This window comes from Kitasatospora sp. NPDC094019 (assembly GCF_044764505.1).
GTDB lineage: Bacteria > Actinomycetota > Actinomycetes > Streptomycetales > Streptomycetaceae > Kitasatospora.
In genome coordinates this window covers 15,687-37,183 of sequence record NZ_JBIWIF010000025.1, presented here as the reverse complement: position 1 = coordinate 37,183, position 21,497 = coordinate 15,687, and the positions used below count along the sequence as shown (strand labels likewise).

Genomic DNA, 21,497 nt, shown 5'->3' with positions numbered 1-21,497 from the left:
GCTTTGGGCGTTTCCGGATCGGTCAGGGGTTGGACGGTGTCGATGAGCAGTGTCGTGGAACGGGCGGCCGACGATCCGCAGGCCGCCGCCCGCCGTCGGCGCGGGCCTGCGGCCGTGGTCCAGGGTGTGCTGCTCGGCCTCGGGCTGGTCCTGCTGATCGGCGGCTTCGCGGTGATCGCCGTGAGCTACCGGCCCTACAGCATTCCGACCGCCTCGATGGCGCCCACTCTCCAGGCCCAGGACACGGTCCTGGCCAGGAAGTCCGACGGATCGGACATCGGGCGGGGCGACGTGGTGGTCTTCCGCGACCAGGCATGGGGCGGCGAGCTCATGGTCAAGCGTGTGGTCGCGGTCGGAGGGGACACCGTCGCGGTCGGCGAGGGGGACCGGCGGCTGACGGTGAACGGCAAGCCGGTGGACGAGCCCTACCTCGCCGGGGAGGGTGCGCAGGGGGCCACTTTCAGCGTGGAGGTGCCGGCCGGTCGTCTCTTCCTGCTCGGCGACAACCGGCTCGGCTCGCTCGACTCCCGGGTCCACCTGGAGACGGACGGCGGGACCGTCCCGGCCACCGAGGTGCAGGCCAGGGTGGAGGCGACCGTGCTGCCGCTCGGCCGGGCGTCGCTGCTGGGCGCCACCTCGGCCTTCGAGGCGGTCACCGGGCACCGGCCGGCGGGCCCGGGACCGCTGGAGCCCGCGTTCTGGGCGAGCGTCGCAGGCGCGGCGACGATCGTCGGGACCTCGGCGGTGGGTGGTGCGGCGGGCCTGGCGCGCCGCCGTGGACGCGCAGCCTGACCCCGGCCGGTGCCGCCCGCGCCGGGACCGCTCTGCCGAACCTCGCCCCGGACGACCACGCCGGGTGGCAGGATCGGGGAAACGCCCGGGGCGGACGGAAGGAGCGTGGAGGCTCGTCATGGCGGCACAGCGGCGCAGGGCCTCGCGGATCCTGCTGCTCGACGGGCGGGACCGACTCCTGCTCTTCCACGGCTCGGATCCGGCGGCGCCCGGCGTCACCTGGTGGTTCACCCCCGGCGGAGGGCTGGAGCCGGGGGAGAGCGCCCGGGACGCCGCCGAGCGGGAGCTCGTCGAGGAGACCGGGTTGCGGGGCGTGGAGCTGGGACCGGTAGTTGCGTACGGCAATGCTTCGTTCTCCTATCAAGGACGGCGCTTCGAGCAGGAACAGTGGTTCCACCTCGCCCGGACGACGCGGACGGTGCTGGACCACTCGGGCATGGGCGAGGACGAACACGCCCAGTTGCTGGCGGCGCGCTGGTGGACGGTCGAGGAATTGCGGTCCACCTCCGAGACGGTCTATCCGGTCGGACTGGTGGACTTTCTGGAGCGGCTGTTGACCGAGGGGCCGCCGGTCGACCCGGTCCGGCTCTGAGGGTGAGTGCGGTGGTCCACAATGGGTGGACGTGACAAGTTGAGGGGACGCCTGGATGAGTGCCGAAGATCTCGAAAAGTACGAGACCGAGATGGAGCTCAAGCTCTACCGGGAGTACCGGGACGTCGTCGGCCTGTTCAAGTACGTGATCGAGACCGAGCGACGGTTCTACCTCACCAATGACTACGAGCTGCAGGTGCACTCGGTGCAGGGCGAGGTCTTCTTCGAGGTGTCGATGGCGGATGCGTGGGTCTGGGACATGTACCGGCCGGCCCGGTTCGTCCGCAAGGTCCGGGTGCTGACCTTCAAGGACGTGAACATCGAGGAGCTCGCGAAGAGCGATCTGGAGCTGCCCTCGGACGAGCCCGGCTTCGGGAACTGACGTTGGACCGCCCGGTCCCCGGATGTCCAGGGGAATTTCGGATATTCCGGAATTCTCACCCCGGCGGGTGACATGAGTTATCCACAGGCCCGGGTTTTCCACAGGAAATAACAACTCTCCGGTCCGCTTCCGGATCGCACGGCAGCCTCCTCGTCGGAGGTGGTCACCGTGCAGGAGATCGAGCGCGCCACGCGCCAGCAGACCGCGAAGGCCCGGCGGGACGGGCAGCCACGCCGACGGGCGGCACGCGCCCCGGCGGGAGGCCCGCCCCCGTCGGCCGAACCGGGCTCCGCCACGCCCCCGTCGAACACGTTCCGCCCGTGTCGGCCCCGCCCGCGCCGGGCGGGGCCGGACCGGGACGGCTGAGCAACACCGGTCTCGGCCGCTACGGCGAACGGGTGGCCGCCCGCCGGCTCGCCGAGGAGGGCCTGCGCATCCTCGACCGCAACTGGCGGTGCGTGGAGGGCGAGCTGGACATCGTCGCCCTCGACGGTGACACGGTGGCGGTCTGCGAGGTCAAGACCCGCTCCGAGCGGAGCTTCCAGCAGCCCAGTGAGGCCATCGACCCGATCAAGGCGGACCGGCTGCGCCGCCTGGCCGAGCGGTGGATGTCCGAGCGCTGGCCCGGCCACTTCGCCCGGCTGGCCGGCCCCGAGTACCGACCCGGCTCCACTGACCCGCCCTGGGCGCCGGTCCCGCCTGGCGGCGTCCGGATCGACCTCGTCGCCGTCATCAACCGGGTCCGCGGCGCGGCGACGGTCGACCACCTGCGGGGGGTGGTCTAGATGGCCTTCGCCCGGACGTGTTCCGTGGCCCTGGTCGGTGTCGACGGGGTCATCGTCGAGGTCCAGGCCGATCTGGAGCCCGGGGTGGCGGCGTTCACCCTGGTCGGCCTGCCCGACAAGGCGCTCTCCGAAGCCCGCGACCGGGTCCGAGCGGCGGTCGTGAACAGCGGTGAGGCGTGGCCGCAGCGCAAACTGACGGTGGGGCTGAGCCCGGCGTCCGTGCCCAAGAGTGGCAGCGGCTTCGACCTCGCGGTGGCCTGCGCCGTCCTGGCCGCGGCCGAGCGGCTCGACCCGTCCGCGATCGCCGACCTGCTGCTCATCGGGGAGCTGGGACTGGACGGGCGGGTGCGCCCGGTCCGCGGGGTGCTCCCCTCGGTGCTGGCGGCCGCCGACGCCGGTTACGAACGGGTGGTGGTGGCCGATCAGACGGCCGCCGAGGCCGCGCTGGTCCCCGGAGTGAGCGTCATCGGCGTGAGAAGCCTGCGCCAGCTGATCGCCGTGCTCACCGGCGCCCCCGAGCCGGAGGAGCCCGCCGACCGGCTCGCCGGGCGCCCCGACCCGCTGATGGCGGGCCTCATGCTCCCCACCGCCGGGGTGCGCGGCCTGCCCGACGCGGCGGCAGCCCGGATGGACCTGGCCGACGTGGCCGGACAGTACGAGGCCCGCCGGGCCCTGGAGATCGCCGCCGCCGGCGGACACCACCTCTACCTCAAGGGGCCGCCGGGCGCGGGCAAGACGATGCTGGCGGAGCGGTTGCCGTCGCTGCTTCCGAGGCTGACCCAGCAGGAAGCACTGGAGGTTACGGCGGTCCACTCCGTGGCGGGGCTGCTCCCGGCCGGTCGGCCACTGATCGACCACGCGCCCTACTGCTCCCCGCACCACTCGACCACCATGCCCGCCATCGTCGGCGGCGGCAGCGGTCTGCCGAGACCGGGTGCGGTCTCGCTGGCCCACCGCGGGGTCCTGTTCCTCGACGAGGCGCCCGAGTTCCCGGTCCGGGTCCTGGACGCGCTGCGCCAACCGCTCGAAGCCGGCGAGGTGGTCATCGCGCGGTCCGCCGGATCGCTCCGGCTGCCCGCCCGCTTCCTGCTCTGTCTGGCGGCCAACCCCTGCCCGTGCGGGCGTCACTCACGGCGGGGCGAGGGATGCGAGTGCACGCCCGCCATGGTCAGCCGGTACCAGGGCAGGCTGTCCGGTCCGCTGCTCGACCGGGTCGACCTCCAGGTCCAGGTCGCCCCCGTGACCAGGGCCGAGCTGATGCAGCGCGACACCTCGGCCGAGACCACCGAGATCGTCGCGGCCCGGGTACTGGCGGCCCGGGAACGCGCGGCGGCCCGGCTCGCGGGCACACCGTGGCGGACCAACGCCGAGGTCCCCGGACACGAGCTGCGCACCCGTTGGCAGCTGGCGTCGGGCGCGCTGAACGACGCCGCGCGCCAACTGGAGCGGGGCCTGCTGACCGCCCGGGGCCTGGACCGGGTGTTGCGGGTCGCCTGGACCGTCGCCGACCTCGCCGGCCGGGACCGTCCCGAACAGCGCGACATCCGGACGGCCCTCGTGCTGCGTACCGGTGCGGACCAGGGGCTCCCGCTGACGGAGCAGTTCTTCCGCCGCCCGGACCGCGCCCCGGACCGCAGCTCGGACCGCGCCCCGGACCGCGCCGCCGATCGCACCGGGGACGGGTCGGGCGAGCGGTCCGGGGAACTGCCGGACCCCGGGGCCGGACGTCGTCCCGTGCGCAGCCGGTCCGCCCGTCGCCCGACCGATCCCACCCCCACCGAGACGCCCGAGGAGACCGGCACATGAGCCCCACCGCGGACGACCTTTCCCCGCACCGGCCCACCGATCCGGGGACGTCCCCGGAGCCCGGGGCGCGGGCCCGACCCCGTGCCGCCGAACAGTCCGGTCCGGCGGCACCCAGGGCCCCCGGACCGGAGGCCCGGCCCGTGCCAGAGCCGGAGCGCCTCGCCAGGGCCGCGCTCAGCCGACTCGGCGAACCCGGGGACGCCGCGCTCGGCCGCTTGCTCGCCCGCCTCGACGCGCTGGACGTCGTACGGGCGATCCGGGGCGACACCTCGGCCGAGCAACTGGGCGTGAGCACCGCGAGGCTGGCGGCCTACCGGGCCCGGACGGCCGGCCTCGACCCGGCCGCCGATCTGGAGCGGGTACGGGCGGCCGGCGGGCGCTTCATCATTCCGGGCGACACCGAGTGGCCGAGCCAGCTGGACGATCTCGGGGAGGGCCGGCCCACCGGACTCTGGGTGGTCGGAACGGGTTCGCTGCGCCTGCTCGCCCTGCGCTCGGTCGCGGTGGTCGGGGCCCGGGCCTGTACGGCGTACGGCGCGCACGTCGCCGGGGACCTCGCCGCCCAGCTCGCCGAGCGCGGCTGGGTGGTCGTGTCCGGCGGCGCCTACGGGATCGACGCCGCCGCCCACCGGGGCGCGCTGGCGGTCGGGGGCCCGACGGTCGGTGTCCTCGCCTGCGGGGTGGACGTGGCCTATCCGCGGGGCAACACCACGTTGATCCGCCGGATCGCCGAACGGGGGCTGCTGGTGAGCGAGCTTCCGCCGGGGGAGCACCCGACCAGGTTCCGGTTCGTGCTGCGCAACCGGGTGATCGCGGCGCTGACCCGCGGCACCGTGGTGGTCGAGGCGGCGCTGCGCAGCGGGGCGCTGAGCACCGCCAGACGCGCCCGGGACCTCAACCGGCACACCATGGGCGTGCCCGGGCCGGTGACCTCGGAACTCTCCGCCGGGGTGCACGCGCTGATCCGCGGCGGCGCCACCGTGGTGACCGACGCGGCCGAGGTCGTCGAGCTGATCGGGGCGATCGGCGATGACCTCGCGCCGCAGCGCAGCGGGCCGGTGCTGCCCCGCGACCTCCTGGACCCGGAGGCCGCACAGGTCCTGGAAGCCGTGCCGGCCACCGCGGAGGGCGCGCCGGTGGAGCGGCTGGCCCGGCAGTCGGGGCTTCCGCCGGACGAGGTGCTCCAGCGGCTCTACGAGTTGGGCTCGCTCGGTCATGTCGAGCGCCACGGCGCGCACTGGCGCCTGGTGCGGAGGAGGTGACAGCCCGTCCGGGGAAGGGCGCTGGAGCACCGAGGGGGAGTGAGGGGGAGGCACGGGGGCGGAGCGTCAGGAGGACGCGCGCCGGAGGAGCGACCGGGAGGAGGACGGAGAAGGGCGCGGGGTTGACGGGGCGGAGCGGCCGGGCGGGTTCGGCATCCGGTTCGTCCACCTCCGGTGCCCGGCCGGGGCGACACGAACGCCACCGGATCGGGGGACGACCGAGTGGCGGTAGCACTCCGCAGCGAGTCGGTCACGCTACGCTCGCCATGTCTTCCCTATCAGCACATGACTCGGCAGAACGGCGCAGACCAACGTATGCCCACACACATTCCCGGACACCGAGTGACCGGTGGCGCCCGGTCCTCGGGAGGGCCGCGCACCGAGCGGCGGACCGCGACCGAGTACCCGTCCAAGTCCACGGGTGCGATGGGGGCCCTGGCGCGGCAGGGCGGACGTCCGGCGCTCACCGGGGCGCACGACGACCGCCAGGACGCACCCGGCGCTCCCGCCGACACGGCCGCCCCCGTGTCCGTCGAGGCGCCGGCTCCCCGCCGGGAGGCGGGCGGCCGGGAGCGCACGGCGCTCGAAGAGCTCTGGCGCGCCTACAAGGAGACGGCCGATCAGCGGCTGCGGGAGCAGTTGATCCTGCACTACTCGCCGCTCGTCAAGTACGTGGCGGGCCGGGTCGGGGTCGGCCTGCCGTCCAACGTCGAGCAGGCCGACTTCGTCTCCTCCGGTGTCTTCGGGCTGATCGACGCGATCGAGAAGTTCGACATCGAGCGCGCCATCAAGTTCGAGACCTACGCCATCAGCCGGATCCGCGGCGCGATCATCGACGAGCTGCGCGCGCTGGACTGGATCCCGCGCTCGGTGCGGCAGAAGGCGAAGGCGGTCGAGCGAACGTACGCGACCCTGGAGGCCCGCCTGCGGCGGACGCCGACCGAGCCGGAGGTCGCGGCCGAGATGGGCATCGCGATCGAGGACCTGCACGCCATCTTCAGCCAGCTCTCGCTCGCCAACGTGGTGGCGCTCGACGAGCTGCTCCACCCCGTCGGTGACGGTGGCGACCGGCTGAGCCTGATGGAGACGCTGGAGGACCACGGGGCGGACGACCCGGTCGAGGTGGCCGAGGACCGGGAGCTGCGCCGGCTGCTGGCGCAGGCGGTCAACACCCTGCCCGAACGGGAGAAGACCGTGGTGACGCTCTACTACTACGAGGGGCTGACGCTCGCCGAGATCGGACAGGTCCTCGGGGTGACCGAGAGCAGGGTCAGCCAGATCCACACCAAGTCGGTGCTCCAGCTGCGCGCCAAACTGTCAGACATCCGGTAGCGGACCTCACCGTTCGCTCCGGCCCAAGCCCCCCTGGTCCAAGTCCCCGGCCGAAGCCCCTGGCCGACCTCCCTGGCCGAAAAGCCCCCACCGGAAGGCCCCCGTCCGAACGCCCCCGGTCGGGCGTCCACGCGGACCGGCCGGTGCGCCGCGTACGCCGGGGCCGCACTCCGCGCCCCGGAACGCATCCCTCCGTATCCATCGCGGTACGCGGCACCGTACCGGCGGGATGTAGGGCTCCGTACAGTGGAGGGCGTGCCGAAGATCCGAGCAGCCAGTGTGGCCGAGCATCGCCTGATGCAGCGGGCAGCCCTCCTCGATGCTGCCCGCAGTCTCCTCACCGAGGGAGGCATGGACGCCTTGACCTTCCCAGCGCTCGCGCTGCGCACCGGTCTCGCGCGCTCCTCGGTGTACGAGTACTTCCGATCCCGCGGGGCGGTGGTGGAGGCGCTCTGCGAGGTGGACTTCCCGCTGTGGGCCGCCGAGATCGAGGCCGCCATGGCGAGCCGGGACACCGCCGCCGAGCGGATCGAGGCGTATGTCCGGAGCCAGCTGGTGCTGGCCGCCGACCCGCGCCACCGGGCGGTCGCGGCGATCTCCGCACTGGAGCTGGACGACGAGGCCCGTGACCGCATCCGGGCCGCGCACGGGACGCTGGTCGGGTTGGTGGTCCAGGCGCTGGAGGACCTCGGGCACGAGCAGCCCCGGCTGGCCGCCGCGCTGCTCCAGGGCATCGTCGAAGCGGCGGTGCGGCAGGCGGAGCACCGGGCCGCGGGCGGCCGGGCGGAGAGTCCCGAGGTGATCGCGGACGCCGCGGTCGCCCTCGCCCTGCACGGCCTCGGCCCGAGCTGAGCCGCCGTGCTCCGAGGACGGCGCGCGGCCCGGCCGGGGGGACCGGCGCGGCGGTGACCTGGTCCCTCCGTCGGTCGAGCGGGAGCAGCCGGGCCCGTCCGCTCCCGAGCAGGGCCGGCGGGTCGAGGTAGCGCTTCCCGCGCAGCAGGCCCCAGTGCAGGCAGGGGGTGTCGGCGCAGTGGCCGCCCCCGCGAGCGAGCCGTCCGACCACCTGTCCGGCCGCCACGGCGGTGCCGACCGGGAGGGTCCCCTCCACCGGTAGGTAGGTGCTCCGAGGCGGGGGGACCGACGAAGCCGCGGCCGCCGAGGCTCCCGTCATCGCGTGGGTGACCGTGACGACCGGTCGCCCGGCCACCGGTCCGGCGAACGTCACCACTCCCGCCGCCGCCGCGCGGACCTCCGCACCGGTGGTGGCGGCCAGGTCGATACCCCGGTGGCCCGCGTCCCACGGTCGCGAGGGCGGCTCGAAGCGGCCGATCACGACACCCGGTCCCCCGTCCGGACCGTCCACCGGCCACCACTGCCCGCCCTCGCGCACCCCGCCCTCGCCCGCCCCGCCCTCGCGCACCCCGCCCGCCCCATGAACGCCGGCCCCGGGACCGGCCTCCCCCGTGCCGCCGACCGCGGCTCTCGCCGCCCCGACTGCCCGTTCCGCCCCGACCGCCCGTTCCGCTCCGACCGCCCCGGCGGCGTGCCCGAGTGTCCCGGGCCAGCCACCGGTCAGCAGGAGGACGAGCGCCACCGACAGGAGCGGTGACAACACCCGCCGCCCCACTCCCACTCCCACGCCAACACCCGCACCCGCACCCGCCCTCACCGTCGTACTCGCGCCCGCGCCACCCACAGCCATGCCGCCGAGACTCCCCGAAGCGGCCCGGCCCGGCCACCCCGGCCCTGATCCCTGTGGACAACCGGGCCCTGTGGACAATGGCCGTCCCTCCAACGAGTGGGCCCCGGCAGGTTCACGGGACCCCAACGCGGCGCCCCGGCGCCCCGGACCTGGCCGGTCCCCGCCCGCCCGCCTTCCGCGGAGTCGCTCGGCGCTCGGCGCTTCCCGTACACTTCACACGCGACCCGGTCCGCCGGGTCGACTTCGCACGCCCCGCCACCGGTGGTCGTACAGCGGCTCAGCCGCCGCCCCCGCCAGGTGCGAGTGCCGCTCGGTCCGCCGAGCCCGACCGGTCCCAGGACCGCCGGGGGAAGCGGCTCGGCACGTTCGGGGCGTCAGGCGTGGCTGTCACCTGGCCGCCACGGACAAAACCGAGCCTGACCCGGCAGTTCGCACCAGCCGAGCGGGAAGCGCCACCGCGCCTCCTGCGACGCCGCTGCGTCGGCGCCGGGCGTAACACCTGAGGAGCACGGCTATGGCCGTCGTCACGATGCGGGAGCTGCTTGAGAGCGGCGTCCACTTCGGTCACCAGACCCGCCGCTGGAACCCGAAGATGAAGCGCTTCATCATCACCGAGCGCAACGGCATCTACATCATCGACCTCCTGCAGTCGCTGAACTACATCGACCGCGCCTTCGAGTTCATCCGGGAGACCGTTGCCCACGGCGGCAGCGTCCTCTTCGTCGGCACGAAGAAGCAGGCCCAGGAGGCCATCGCCGAGCAGGCCACCCGCGTGGGCATGCCCTACGTGAACCAGCGCTGGCTCGGCGGCATGCTGACCAACTTCTCGACCGTCTACAAGCGCCTGCAGCGTCTCAAGGAGCTGGGCGAGCTGGACTTCGCGGATGTGGCCGGTTCCGGTCTCACCAAGAAGGAGCTCCTGGTCCTCCAGCGCGAGCACGACAAGCTGGAGAAGACCCTCGGCGGTATCCGTGACATGCAGCGCGTTCCCAGCGCTGTCTGGATCGTGGACACCAAGAAGGAGCACATCGCGGTCGGCGAGGCCCGGAAGCTCAACATCCCGGTCGTCGCCATCCTCGACACCAACTGTGACCCCGACGAGGTCGACTACAAGATCCCGGGCAACGACGACGCGATCCGCTCCGTCACCCTGCTGACCCGCGTGATCGCCGACGCCGTCGCCGAGGGCCTCAAGTCCCGCGCGGGTGTCGCCAAGGGCGACGTCAAGGCCGAGCCGGGTGCCGACCAGCCGCTCGCCGACTGGGAGAAGGACATCCTGGAGGGCGAGAAGAAGGCTGACGAGGCCCCCGTCGCCGTCGAGGCCGCTCCGGTCGCCGAGGCCCCCGCTGCCGAGGCCACCGAGGCGCCCGTCGAGGAGGCCCCCGTCGCCGAGGCCACCGAGGCTCCGGCCGAGCAGGCCTGACGTACCAAGGGTGAGGGGCACTCGCCGGTACGACACCGGTCGGTGCCCCTCTCTCCCGTGCCGGGGCCGAATCATCGGTCCCGGCACTACTCCACGCAGACACGCGAGACGCGAGAAGAGATTCACACCATGGCGAACTTCACCGCCGCGGACGTCAAGAAGCTCCGTGAGCTCACCGGCGCCGGCATGATGGACTGCAAGAAGGCCCTGGACGAGGCCGAGGGCAACGTCGAGAAGGCCGTCGAGCTTCTGCGCATCAAGGGCCAGAAGGGCGTTGCCAAGCGTGAGGGCCGCGACGCCTCCAACGGTGCCGTCGCCGCGCTGATCGCCGAGGACAAGAAGTCCGGCGTCCTGGTCGAGCTGAACTGCGAGACCGACTTCGTCGCCAAGGGTGACAACTTCGTCAAGGTCGCCGACGCGATCGCCGCCCACGTCGCGAAGAGCGCCCCGGCCGACCTGGACGCCGCCCTGGCTTCCGAGATCGAGGCCGGCAAGACCGTCCAGCAGTTCGTGGACGAGGCCAACGCGACCCTGGGCGAGAAGATCGTCTTCCGCCGCTTCGCGCAGTTCGACGGCGACGGCTTCGTCGCGGTCTACCTGCACAAGACCAGCCCCGACCTCCCGCCGGCCGTCGGCGTCCTGGTCGAGCTGGACAAGGAGAACGCCGAGGTCGCCAAGGACGTCGCGCAGCACATCGCCGCCTTCGCGCCGAAGTACCTGTCCCGCGAGGACATCCCGGCCGAGGACATCGAGAACGAGCGCCGCGTCGCCGAGGCCACCGCTCGCGAGGAGGGCAAGCCGGAGGCCGCCCTGCCGAAGATCGTCGAGGGTCGCGTCACCGGCTTCGTGAAGGAGAACTCCGTCCTGGAGCAGGCTTTCGCGAAGGACAACAAGAAGACCGTCGCCAAGGTCCTCGAGGAGAACGGCGTCGCCCTCAAGCGCTTCGCCCGCTTCCGCGTCGGCGCCTGAGCAACGTTCCACCGGTTCCCCGGCCGTAGGCTGGGAACCGTCCCCGCCCGCTGACCAGGGCGACGGGAACGCGCCGTACGGGCTCACCCAGCGCCATCCGTTCATGGGCGAGCCGCGTCGGCGGCATGAACGAAGAGGAGGCCATTGCCGTGCAGGACACCGAACCGGTTCCCGCGGCAGTGGCCTCCTCGCGTGTACGCGCAGGCCGGGCACCCGCACACCCGCGCCTGTGAACCAGTAGGTGCAGAAGGAGAAGTCCATGCAGGAGACGCAGGAGACCGCGCGGGAGATCCAGGACGGCACGCGCCGCCGGGTAATGCTGAAGCTGTCCGGTGAGGCATTCGCCGGCGGCGGCGGGCTCGGCGTCGATCCGGACGTCGTGCACGCGATCGCCCGTGAGATCGCCACGGTCGTCCGCGCGGGCACCGAGGTCGCCGTGGTGATCGGTGGCGGCAACTTCTTCCGCGGCGCCGAACTCCAGGTCCGCGGAATGGACCGGGCCCGCTCGGACTACATGGGCATGCTCGGCACGGTCATGAACTGCCTGGCGCTCCAGGACTTCCTGGTCAAGGAGGGCATCGAGACGCGGGTGCAGACCGCCATCACGATGGGCCAGGTCGCCGAGCCGTACCTGCCGCTGCGCGCCGTCCGGCACCTGGAGAAGGGCCGCGTGGTGATCTTCGGCGCCGGTATGGGCATGCCGTACTTCTCCACCGACACCACGGCCGTCCAGCGGGCGCTGGAGATCCACGCCGATGTGCTGCTGATGGGCAAGAACGGCGTGGACGGCGTCTACGACTCCGACCCCCGTACCAACCCGGACGCGGTCAAGTTCGACGCGCTGGAGTACTCCGAGGTCATCGCGCGCGACCTCAAGGTGGCCGACCTCACCGCGATCACGCTGTGCAAGGACAACAACCTTCCGATGCTGGTCTTCGAGCTGCTTGCGGAGGGCAATATCGCGCGTGCGGTGAAGAGTGAGAAGATCGGCACACTCATCAGCCAGGATTCCGTCCGGGCCTGAGCAGTAACCAGCCGCACCGGACGGCGCCGCCGCCGAGAGGCTCCGGCGCCCGACACCGGTCGGGACACCAGCAGATGAACCGGACAGGGAGATCACAGTGATCGAAGAGACCCTCCTCGACGCCGAGGAGAAGATGGAGAAGGCCGTCGGCCACGCCAAGGACGACTTCGCCGCCATCCGCACCGGCCGCGCGCACCCGGCGATGTTCGCCAAGATCGTCGCGGAGTACTACGGCGCCGTGACGCCGATCAACCAGCTGGCTTCCTTCTCCGTGCCGGAGCCCCGGATGGCCGTCGTCTCGCCGTTCGACAAGACCGCGCTGAAGGCGATCGAGCAGGCGATCCGCGACTCCGACCTGGGTGTCAACCCGTCGAACGACGGCTCCATCATCCGGGTCGTGCTCCCCGAGCTCACCGAGGAGCGCCGCCGGGAGTTCATCAAGGTCGCCCGCGGCAAGGGCGAGGACGCCAAGGTGTCGATCCGCGCCGTCCGCCGCAAGGCCAAGGACGCCATCGACAAGCTGGTCAAGGACGGCGAGATCGGCGAGGACGACGGCCGTCGCGCCGAGAAGGAGCTCGACGACACCACGGCCAAGTACGTGGCCTCCGTCGACGAGCTGCTGAAGCACAAGGAAGCCGAGCTGCTCGAGGTCTGATGAACGACGCCCCTGACGCCCCTGGCTATTGGGGCACGTCCGACCAGCAGTACCAGCCGTACCGTCCGTACGAGCCTGCGCAGGCCCCCGGTGCGCCTGCGCAGGCCCCGGGCCCGCCCGTCGCTCCCGGTGCCCCCGGCACCGCGCCCGTCGGCATGTCCGGCCCGCCCGGCGCACCCGCCGCCGGCGGGTACCCGGCGCAGCCGCCGGGCGGGCCGTACGACCGACCCGGTCAGTACGGCCCGGGTGACCCCGGCCACCGAACGGGTCACTCCCAGCAGCCTCCGGTGTACTGGGACCCCGACGCGGAGGAGACTCAGGTCATGCCTCCCGTACCGGCCGACCCGGGGCCTCGGCCCGCAGCCCCGTCCGGGCCCGACCCCGTCGAGGGGCCGTCCCGGGAGACGGGCCGGCTGAGCGGACCGCTGTTCCGCGACGAGCAGCCCGGGGCGGTGGAGCCGGGCGCGTCGGAGACGGTCGTGCTGCGCGCGATCACCGACGACGCCGGGCCCGCTCCGGTCGGCGGGCCGTACCCGGGCGCCGTGGCGTACCCGGGGCCGTCGGTGCCGCAGGCGCCGCCGGCCCCGGCGGGTCACCCCGGTGTGCCGGGCGGACCGGCGGTGGGGCAGCCCTTCCTCGTGCCGTCGTCCCACCCAGGGCAGGAGACACCCGTGGCCCAGCCCGATCCGCAGCCTCAGCCGGCGCAGCGCAAGCAGCGCGGTGGCCGCAACCTCCAGGCCGCGATAGGCGTGGGCGTCGGCCTCGGCGCGGTCATCATCGCCTCGCTCTTCGTCGTCAAGGCCCTGTTCCTGGTCGTGGTGATCGCGGCGGTGTCGGTCGGCGTCTGGGAGCTGACCAGTCGGCTGGCCGAGCGCAAGGAGATCAAGGCGCCGCTGGTCCCGCTGGTCGCGGGCGGCATCGCCATGGTCGCCACCGGCTACTGGTCGGGGATCCAGTGGGCGGCGGCCTCGCTCGCGCTCACCGGTCTCGCGGTGATGGTCCGGCGGATGGCCGAGCCGCCGGAGAACTACCTGCGGGACATAACGGCGGGCATCTTCACCGCCTTCTACGTCCCCTTCCTCGCCACCTTCGTGGCGATGATGCTGGCGGCCGACGACGGTCCGCAGCGGATCGTGCTGTTCCTCATCGTCACGGTCTGCAGCGACACCGGTGCCTACGCGGTGGGCTACAAGTTCGGCCGGACCAAGCTGGCGCCGACGATCAGCCCGGGCAAGACCCGCGAGGGCCTGGCCGGCGGCATCGGCCTGTCGATGTTGGCGGGCGCGCTGCTGATGGAGCTGATCATCGACGGCGGCAGTTGGTGGCAGGGCCTGGTCCTGGGCGGCTGCGCGGCGGTCACCGCGACCCTGGGCGACCTGGGCGAGTCGATGATCAAGCGCGATCTCGGCATCAAGGACATGGGCACCCTGCTGCCCGGCCACGGCGGCATCATGGACCGGCTGGACTCGTTGCTGCCGACCGCCCCGGTGGTCTGGCTGCTGCTGGCGGCCTTCGTCGGCAGCTGAGGCCACCAGGGCCACCGGGCCCACCCGCCCGACCCCGGGCCCCGGACGCACGGCGTCCGGGGCCCCCGCGCGTCTGCGACACTGGATGAACCATGCCTAAGCCCGGAGAACTCACTTTTGTCGCGCCGCGCGGCGCCAAGCCCCCGCGACACCTCGCCGACCTGAGCCCCGCCGAGCGCAAGGAGGCCGTCGCCGAGCTGGGCGAGCAGCCGTTCCGCGCGAAGCAGCTCTCCAACCACTACTTCGGCCGGATGTCGAACGACCCGGCGAGCTGGACGGACATCCCCGCCGCCAGCCGGGAGAAGCTCACCGACAGCCTGCTGCCGGAGCTGATGTCGGTGCTGCGGCACGTCTCCTGCGACGACGACACCACCCGCAAGACGCTCTGGAAGCTGTTCGACGGCACGCTCGTCGAGTCGGTGCTGATGCGCTACCCGGACCGGGTGACCATGTGCATCAGCTCGCAGGCGGGCTGCGGCATGAACTGCCCCTTCTGCGCCACCGGCCAGGCGGGGCTGACCCGCAACCTGTCGACGGCCGAGATCGTGGAGCAGATCGCCGCCGGGATGCGCTCGCTGCGCAGCGGGGAGATCCCTGGTGGCGAGGCCCGCTTGTCCAACGTGGTCTTCATGGGCATGGGAGAGCCGCTGGCCAACTACAAGCGGGTTCTGGCCTCGATCCGTCGGCTGACCGACCCGGCGCCGGACGGCTTCGGCCTGTCCCAGCGCGGTATCACGGTCTCGACCGTCGGCCTGGTCCCGGCCATGTACCGGTTCGCCGACGAGGAGCTCAGCTGCCGCCTGGCGCTGTCGCTGCACGCTCCGGACGACGAGCTCCGCGACGAGCTGGTGCCGGTCAACACCCGCTGGAAGGTCGCCGAGGTGCTGGACGCGGCGTGGAACTACGCCGAGAAGTCCGGCCGTCGGATCTCCATCGAGTACGCGCTGATCAAGGACATCAACGACCAGGCGTGGCGGGCGGACCTGCTCGGCCGGCTGATCAAGAACCAGCGGGTGCACGTCAACCTGATCCCGCTGAACCCCACTCCGGGCTCCAAGTGGACGGCCTCGCGCCCCGAGGACGAGCGGGAGTTCGTCCGGCGGCTCCAGGCGCACGGCGTGCCGACGACCGTCCGCGACACCCGCGGTCAGGAGATCGACGGCGCCTGCGGCCAGCTCGCGGCGGCCGGCTGACCGTCCGACCCGACCGGTGACCCGTCGCGGCCCGGGCCGACCGGTGACTCGTCCCGGACGGCCCGGGCCGTCCGCCTGCGAGGCCGTCGGGTACCGGGGCCGGGGACCCGCTCGGGCTCAGCGCAGTCCGGCGGCGGCCAGGGCCGCGGTGGCCCCGCCCGTGACCAGCAGGACGGTGCCGGTCATCAGGGTCCGCAGCACGACGGCGCCGAACAGCAGCCGCGGCGACGCCCCGAGCCGCAGCAGCGCCTCGGCGACGCCCCGGCGGGCGGTGCGCAGCTCGGCCAGCCGGACCACCACCGCCCCGGCCGCGCAGCCCAGCACCAGCCCGGCCTCGATCGCGGGCAGGACGTCCGCGCTGCCGGGCTCGCCCAGCCAGTAGCGAACGGTGGTGAGCACCACCGCGAGCGCCAGGGCGAGGACGGCCAGCGGCGCCCCGAGCCGGCGGGCCTGCGCGGTGAGGCCCCGGCCGGCGAGCAGCCGCAGCGGGGTGGGCCGTCCGAGCGCCAGCAGCCGCCCGGCCCAGCCGAGCAGCGGGCCGGTGAGCAGCGCGAGGCCGACCGCGGAGGCGGTCCACCCGCCCAGCGCGGCGGTGCTGGTGCTGCCGAGTCCGGCCGGCAGGTGGATCGGGCGGCCGTCGGCGGCGGCGCCGGGGCGGAGCGCGATCAGTTCCAGGGCGAGGCCGATGACGGCGAGGCCGATCGGCAGGGCGAGCCGCCACGGGCCGAAGCCGGTCGGTTCGGCGCCGGAGCGTCCGGGCAGGGTCTCGGCGGGCCGGACGGCCCCGGCCGCGGCGAGTCCGGCGGTGAGCGGGACGAGGGCGAGCAGGGTGACCGGTGCGGCGGCCGGGAGGGCGACGCCCATGCCCAGTTCGTCGGCGAGGGTCGGTCCGGCGATGTCGTTGCGCAGGACCAGGAAGACCAGCAGGGTGAGTCCGGCGCCGGCCCCGCAGGCGAGCGCGACCTCGCCGGCGATCAGGGCGCGGATCCGGCCTGCCCCGGCACCGGCGGTGGTGAGTCCGGCGATCCGGTCGGCCCGCCGGGCGGGTACGGCGCGGGCGGCGACGGCCGCGAACCAGGCGACGGCGGCCAGCGGGGGAAGGCACCAGAGCAGCCGGACGAGCGCGTCGTGGCCGTCGGCGGGGCCGCTCATCGCCCGGCCGAGGGCGCGCAGCAGGAAGGCGGCGACGACCGCGCCGGCCAGGGCGGTCAGCAGCCAGCGGCCGAGGTCGGGGACCCGGTAGCCCCGGGCCAGGCGGAGATAGAACACGGCGTCGACTCTTTCAGCGGCCGGCGGCCGGGACGGCGGTGGCCCCGGCCGTGCCGGGGGCGGTGAGGCCGCGCGGCACGGGGGTGGCGGGGCCGGTCAGGCGACCGTCGAGGAGGGCGACGGCGCGGTCCGCGTACCGGACGAGCTCGGGGTCGTGGGTGGCCAGCACGAGGGTGAGCTGGTGGGAGCGGGCCGCGCTGGTCAGTATCCGCAGGACCTGTTCGGCGGTCTCGCGGTGCAGCGGGGCGGTGGGGTCGTCGGCGAAGACGACCGGCGGGAGCGGTGCGAGGGCCCGGGCGACGGCGATCCGCTGGCGCTGGCCCTGGACCAGCCGTTCCGGCCGGAGCTTGGCGAGGTCGCCGATGTCCAGGCGCTCCAGCCACTCGTCGGCGGCGGTGTGGGCGGCCTTGCCGCCGGCGCCGGCCAGCAGCAGGGGCAGGGCGACGTTCTCCCGGGCCGTCAGTTCGGGGACCAGGTGCGGTTCGGAACCGACGAAGCCGAAGCGGTCGCGGCGCAGCCGTTCGCGGCCGGCCCGGCCGAGGGTGTGCACGGGGGAGCTGTTGAACCAGACCTCGCCCTCGTCGACCGGGAGCAGGGCGGAGAGGCAGCCGAGCAGGGTGCTCTTGCCGGAGCCGCGCGGGCCGGTGACGGCGAGGACCTCGCCCTCCCGGACCCCGAGCGAGACGCCGCGCAGCGCGGGGGTGCCCTGGTGGGACTTGACGATCCCCCGGGCCCACAGCACGTCGTTGTCAGGAGGGGCCGCTGACATGAGGTTCCATCCTGGGTGGCCGCAGGGATATGACAGTCGTCAGATTAGAACGATCGGGCCTGGGCGCGGTTGCGGCACACTGGCCCATCCAGGGCAAATCGCCCGCAATCAGGCGTGTTTGATCGAGGGGTCGATGACGGAACGGCCGGGAACCGCCGTCGGGACGCGCCATCGGGACCCGGGATCGGGACCCGATGGCGGGAGCGGTCGCCGGGAGCGGCCGTCGGACCCGCCGTCGGACCCGCCGCCGGGAGCCGGCGCGGGAACGCCGCAGGGCGGCCCCGCCGAAGCGGGACCGCCCTGTGACGGAGGGTGGGAAGGAAAGTCCGAGAGGTCAGATCTTCGCCCACGCGTCGGTGAGGCTGGTCCGCAGGATCTGCTCGATCTCGTCGAAGGTCGACTGGTTCGAGATCAGCGGCGGCGCCAGCTGGATGACCGGGTCCCCACGGTCGTCGGCACGGCAGTACAGGCCGTTGTCGAAGAGCGCCTTCGACAGGAAGCCGTAGAGCACGCGCTCGACCTCGTCGTCGTTGAACGACTCCTTGGTGACCTTGTCCTTCACCAGCTCGATGCCGTAGAAGTACCCGTTGCCGCGGACGTCGCCGACGATCGGCAGGTCGCGCAGCTTGTCCAGGGTGCCGAGGAAGTTGGCCTCGTTGTCGAGGACGTGCTGGTTCAGGCCCTCGCGCTCGAAGATGTCGAGGTTGGCCAGCGCCACCGCGGAGGAGACCGGGTGGCCGCCGAAGGTGTAGCCGTGCAGGAAGGTGTTGTCACCCTTGTAGAACGGCTCCGCGAGGCGGTCCGAGATGATCGTGGCGCCGATCGGGGAGTAGCCCGAGGTCATGCCCTTGGCGCAGGTGATCATGTCGGGCTGGTAGCCGAACTTGTCGGCGCCGAACATGGTGCCGAGGCGGCCGAAGGCGCAGATGACCTCGTCCGAGACCAGCAGCACGTCGTGGCGGTCGCAGATCTCGCGCAGGCGCTGGAAGTACCCGGGCGGCGGCGGGAAGCAGCCACCGGCGTTCTGCACCGGCTCGACGAAGACGGCGGCGACGGTCTCGGCGCCCTCGTTGAGGATCGCGACCTCGATCTCGTCGGCGCACCAGCGGCCGTACGCCTCGGGGTCGACCGTGCCGTCGGGGCCGGCCAGGAAGGCCGGGGCGCGGTAGATGTTGGTGTTCGGGGCCTTGTGGGTGCCCGGCACCAGCGGCTCGAACGGGGCCTTCAGGCCCGGCAGGCCGGTGATGGACAGGGCGCCCTGCGGGGTGCCGTGGTAGGCGACGGCCCGCGAGATGACCTTGTACTTGGTCGGCTTGCCGGTCAGCTTGAAGTACTGCTTGGCAAGCTTCCAGGCGGTCTCGACGGCCTCGCCGCCACCGGTGGAGAAGAAAACCTTGTTCAGGTCGCCCGGGGCGTAGTTGGCCAGGCGCTCGGCCAGCTCGACGGCCTTCGGGTGGGCGTAGCTCCACACCGGGAAGAAGGCGAGCTCCTTGGCCTGCTTGGCGGCGGCCTCGGCGAGCTCCTCACGGCCGTGGCCGGCCTGGACGACGAACAGGCCGGCGAGGCCGTCGAGGTACTTGCGTCCCTTGTCGTCCCAGACGTAGGTGCCCTCGCCCTTGACGATCGTCGGCACGGGGGAGTTCTCGTACGACGACATGCGGGTGAAGTGCATCCACAGGTGGTCGTAGGCGGTCTTGGAAAGGTCCTTCTGCGCCGGGTCGGCTGTCATCGGGTGCCCCAGGTGTAGGTCTGTTTCCGGAGCTTCAGGTAAACGAAGCTCTCGGTGCTCCGCACGCCGGGAAGCGCGCGGATGCGCTTGTTGATCATTTCGAGCAGGTGCTCGTCGTCCTCGCAGACCAGTTCGGCCAGGAGGTCGAACGAGCCGGCGGTGCAGACGACGTAGTCGACCTCGTCGAGGGCGGCCAGCGCGTCGGCGACGGGATCGATGTCTCCTTCGACCCGGATTCCGACCATCGCCTGGCGGGTGAAGCCGACGGTGAGCGGGTCCGTGACGGCGACGATCTGCATCACGCCCTGGTCGAGCAGCTTCTGGACGCGCTGTCGTACGGCCGCCTCGGACAGGCCGACGGCCTTGCCGATGGCGGCGTACGGGCGGCGCCCGTCCTCCTGGAGCTGCTCGATGATCGCCTTGGAGGCGGCGTCGAGGGGAACGCTGGCGTTCCGGTCGCGGTTGGCCACGCCGCCACTGTGCCCGATCGGCCGCGTGTTCGCAAGCGCGGCAGCTGCTGATTTCGTCGAGATCGTGGAAAACGCATGCGGATTTCATCGTTGATGCGCGGTCGGCCTGTCGATAACAGCAGTGGTACGGCTACCCTGGCTACGGTACGCGCGCGGCTCCGCTGTGCCGTGCGCATTCCGCCAACCAGTGGACCGCGGCGCGACCGGCGCGGCCACTCGGCGCCCTCCGCCGGCCCCCGCGGCCGACGTACCATGGCGCCGGATTCTGCAATGCCGCAGGCCGAGACCGAGGAGACACCCGTGAGCGACCTTCGCACGCTGCGCAACTACATCAACGGTGAGTTCGTCGATGCGGCCGACGGCCGCACGCTGGACATCGTCGACCCCACCACCGGCGAGGTCTACGCGACCTCCCCGCTGTCCGGTGCCTCCGATGTGGACGCCGCCATGGACGCCGCGGCGGCCGCGTTCCCGGCCTGGCGGGACTCGACCCCGAGCACCCGGCAGAAGCTGCTGCTGAAGATCGCGGACGCGGTCGAGGCCCGTGCCGACGAGATCGTCGACGCCGAGGTCCGCAACACCGGCAAGCCGCGCGGGCTGACCCTCTCCGAGGAGATCGGTCCGATGGTGGACCAGATCCGCTTCTTCGCCGGTGCCGCCCGCCTGCTGGAGGGCAAGTCCGCCGGTGAGTACATGGACGGCATGACCTCGATCGTCCGCCGCGAGCCGGTCGGTGTCTGCGCCCAGGTGGCGCCGTGGAACTACCCGATGATGATGGCCGTCTGGAAGTTCGCCCCGGCCATCGCCGCCGGCAACACCGTGGTGCTGAAGCCCTCCGACACCACCCCGGCCTCCACCGTGCTGCTGGCCGGGATCATCGGCGACATCCTCAAGGACCTGGAGCTCCCGGCCGGTGTCTTCAACGTGATCTGCGGCGACCGGGAGACCGGCCGTCTGATGGTCGAGCACCGCACCCCGGCGATGGCCTCCATCACCGGCTCGGTGCGCGCCGGGATCCAGGTCGCCGAGTCGGCCTCCAAGGACGTCAAGCGCGTCCACCTGGAGCTGGGCGGCAAGGCCCCGGTCGTGGTCTTCGAGGACGCCGACATCGCCGAGGCCGTCGAGGGCATCTCGGTGGCGGGCTTCTTCAACGCCGGCCAGGACTGCACCGCCGCCACCCGGGTGCTGGTGCACGAGTCGATCCACGACGCCTTCGTCGAGGCGCTGGCCAAGGCCGCCGCCGAGACCAGGACCGGCGGTGTGGACGACGAGGACGTGCTCTACGGCCCGCTGAACAACGCCAACCAGCTGAAGCAGGTCTCCGGTTTCATCGAGCGCCTGCCGGCCCACGCCAAGGTCGAGGCCGGCGGTCACCGGGTCGGCGACAAGGGCTACTTCTACGCCCCGACCGTCGTCTCCGGCCTGAAGCAGGACGACGAGATCATCCAGAACGAGGTCTTCGGCCCGGTCATCACCGTGCAGCGGTTCTCGGACGAGGAGCAGGCCGTCGACTACGCCAACGGCGTGGAGTTCGCGCTGGCCTCCTCGGTGTGGACCAAGGACCACGCCCGCGCCATGCGGATGTCCCGTCGGCTGGACTTCGGCTGCGTCTGGATCAACACCCACATCCCGCTGGTCGCGGAGATGCCGCACGGCGGCTTCAAGAAGTCCGGCTACGGCAAGGACCTCTCCTCCTACGGCTTCGAGGACTACACCCGGGTCAAGCACGTGATGACCGCCATCTGAGCGAGCACCGCCCGCGGAACACGGTCCGATCGGACGACGATCGTGTGATCCGACCATGGGCCCGGGTCCCC

The 21,497-nt window shown here is 72.6% G+C and carries 19 protein-coding genes and 1 pseudogene; 15 read left to right on the top strand and 5 right to left on the bottom strand.

Annotated elements, in window-relative coordinates:
- Positions 1-42 precede the first annotated feature (42 nt).
- The 8 genes from lepB (at position 43) to ACIQ9P_RS35320 (ending at position 7,803) form a co-directional block, all read left to right on the top strand.
- Positions 43-792, top strand: a complete 750-nt coding sequence (lepB, locus tag ACIQ9P_RS35355; RefSeq protein ID WP_402365595.1) for a signal peptidase I — start codon at positions 43-45, stop codon at positions 790-792.
- 118 nt (positions 793-910) lie between these two features.
- Positions 911-1,384, top strand: coding sequence for an NUDIX hydrolase (locus ACIQ9P_RS35350; RefSeq protein ID WP_402365594.1), 474 nt, complete (start codon positions 911-913; stop codon positions 1,382-1,384).
- Positions 1,385-1,439: 55 nt separating this feature from the next.
- Positions 1,440-1,766, top strand: coding sequence for a DUF2469 domain-containing protein (locus ACIQ9P_RS35345; protein ID WP_030306725.1), 327 nt, complete (start codon positions 1,440-1,442; stop codon positions 1,764-1,766).
- 320 nt (positions 1,767-2,086) lie between these two features.
- Positions 2,087-2,551 (top strand): YraN family protein, encoded by a 465-nt coding sequence (locus ACIQ9P_RS35340; protein ID WP_402365592.1) that lies wholly within the window; start codon positions 2,087-2,089, stop codon positions 2,549-2,551.
- Complete coding sequence (locus ACIQ9P_RS35335; protein WP_402365590.1) at positions 2,552-4,357, top strand: YifB family Mg chelatase-like AAA ATPase; 1,806 nt, start codon at positions 2,552-2,554, stop codon at positions 4,355-4,357.
- A complete protein-coding gene (gene dprA / locus ACIQ9P_RS35330; protein WP_402365588.1) occupies positions 4,354-5,619 on the top strand; it encodes a DNA-processing protein DprA in 1,266 nt (421 codons plus the stop codon). The genes ACIQ9P_RS35335 and dprA overlap by 4 nt, the downstream gene beginning before the upstream one ends.
- 342 nt (positions 5,620-5,961) lie before the next feature.
- Positions 5,962-6,951 carry an RNA polymerase sigma factor WhiG gene (gene whiG, locus ACIQ9P_RS35325; protein WP_402365586.1) on the top strand — a complete coding sequence of 330 codons (990 nt, stop codon included), beginning with the start codon at positions 5,962-5,964 and terminating at the stop codon, positions 6,949-6,951.
- A 279-nt stretch (positions 6,952-7,230) separates the two neighbouring features.
- On the top strand, positions 7,231-7,803 hold the full coding sequence (locus tag ACIQ9P_RS35320) for a TetR/AcrR family transcriptional regulator (RefSeq protein ID WP_402365683.1): 573 nt from the start codon (positions 7,231-7,233) through the stop codon (positions 7,801-7,803).
- Between the two features lie 178 nt (positions 7,804-7,981).
- On the opposite strand, the pseudogene ACIQ9P_RS35315 reads toward ACIQ9P_RS35320, so the two are convergent.
- Positions 7,982-8,653 (bottom strand): annotated as a pseudogene (locus ACIQ9P_RS35315) (peptidoglycan DD-metalloendopeptidase family protein); the annotation flags it as partial.
- 514 nt (positions 8,654-9,167) lie between these two features.
- On the opposite strand from ACIQ9P_RS35315, the gene rpsB reads away from it, so the two are divergent.
- The 6 genes from rpsB (at position 9,168) to rlmN (ending at position 15,443) form a co-directional block, all read left to right on the top strand.
- Complete coding sequence (gene rpsB / locus ACIQ9P_RS35310; protein ID WP_402365584.1) at positions 9,168-10,076, top strand: 30S ribosomal protein S2; 909 nt, start codon at positions 9,168-9,170, stop codon at positions 10,074-10,076.
- A 129-nt stretch (positions 10,077-10,205) separates the two neighbouring features.
- Positions 10,206-11,045 (top strand): translation elongation factor Ts, encoded by an 840-nt coding sequence (gene tsf / locus ACIQ9P_RS35305; RefSeq protein ID WP_402365582.1) that lies wholly within the window; start codon positions 10,206-10,208, stop codon positions 11,043-11,045.
- Positions 11,046-11,304: 259 nt separating this feature from the next.
- Entirely contained in the window at positions 11,305-12,069 is a 765-nt protein-coding gene (gene pyrH / locus ACIQ9P_RS35300) for a UMP kinase (protein ID WP_030396754.1), read from the top strand.
- A gap of 97 nt (positions 12,070-12,166) precedes the next feature.
- A complete protein-coding gene (frr, locus tag ACIQ9P_RS35295; protein WP_402365580.1) occupies positions 12,167-12,724 on the top strand; it encodes a ribosome recycling factor in 558 nt (185 codons plus the stop codon).
- Between the two features lie 323 nt (positions 12,725-13,047).
- Entirely contained in the window at positions 13,048-14,250 is a 1,203-nt protein-coding gene (locus tag ACIQ9P_RS35290; RefSeq protein ID WP_402365578.1) for a phosphatidate cytidylyltransferase, read from the top strand.
- A 92-nt stretch (positions 14,251-14,342) separates the two neighbouring features.
- Positions 14,343-15,443: a 23S rRNA (adenine(2503)-C(2))-methyltransferase RlmN gene (gene rlmN, locus ACIQ9P_RS35285; protein WP_402365576.1), complete on the top strand. Its 1,101-nt coding sequence runs from the start codon at positions 14,343-14,345 to the stop codon at positions 15,441-15,443.
- Positions 15,444-15,560: 117 nt separating this feature from the next.
- Here the strand turns inward: rlmN and ACIQ9P_RS35280 are convergent, their stop codons facing one another.
- The 4 genes from ACIQ9P_RS35280 to ACIQ9P_RS35265 all read right to left on the bottom strand — a co-directional run bounded on the left by ACIQ9P_RS35280 (position 15,561) and on the right by ACIQ9P_RS35265 (position 19,680).
- Positions 15,561-16,712, bottom strand: a complete 1,152-nt coding sequence (locus ACIQ9P_RS35280) for a hypothetical protein (RefSeq protein WP_402365574.1) — start codon at positions 16,710-16,712, stop codon at positions 15,561-15,563.
- Between the two features lie 13 nt (positions 16,713-16,725).
- Positions 16,726-17,481, bottom strand: a complete 756-nt coding sequence (locus tag ACIQ9P_RS35275) for an ABC transporter ATP-binding protein (protein ID WP_402365572.1) — start codon at positions 17,479-17,481, stop codon at positions 16,726-16,728.
- 334 nt (positions 17,482-17,815) lie between these two features.
- Positions 17,816-19,210 (bottom strand): aspartate aminotransferase family protein, encoded by a 1,395-nt coding sequence (locus ACIQ9P_RS35270; protein ID WP_402365570.1) that lies wholly within the window; start codon positions 19,208-19,210, stop codon positions 17,816-17,818.
- On the bottom strand, positions 19,207-19,680 hold the full coding sequence (locus ACIQ9P_RS35265; RefSeq protein ID WP_030396761.1) for an Lrp/AsnC family transcriptional regulator: 474 nt from the start codon (positions 19,678-19,680) through the stop codon (positions 19,207-19,209). Before ACIQ9P_RS35265 ends, ACIQ9P_RS35270 begins: the two co-directional genes overlap by 4 nt.
- A 300-nt stretch (positions 19,681-19,980) precedes the next feature.
- On the opposite strand from ACIQ9P_RS35265, the gene ACIQ9P_RS35260 reads away from it, so the two are divergent.
- A complete protein-coding gene (locus ACIQ9P_RS35260) occupies positions 19,981-21,426 on the top strand; it encodes a gamma-aminobutyraldehyde dehydrogenase (protein WP_402365568.1) in 1,446 nt (481 codons plus the stop codon).
- Positions 21,427-21,497 lie beyond the last annotated feature (71 nt).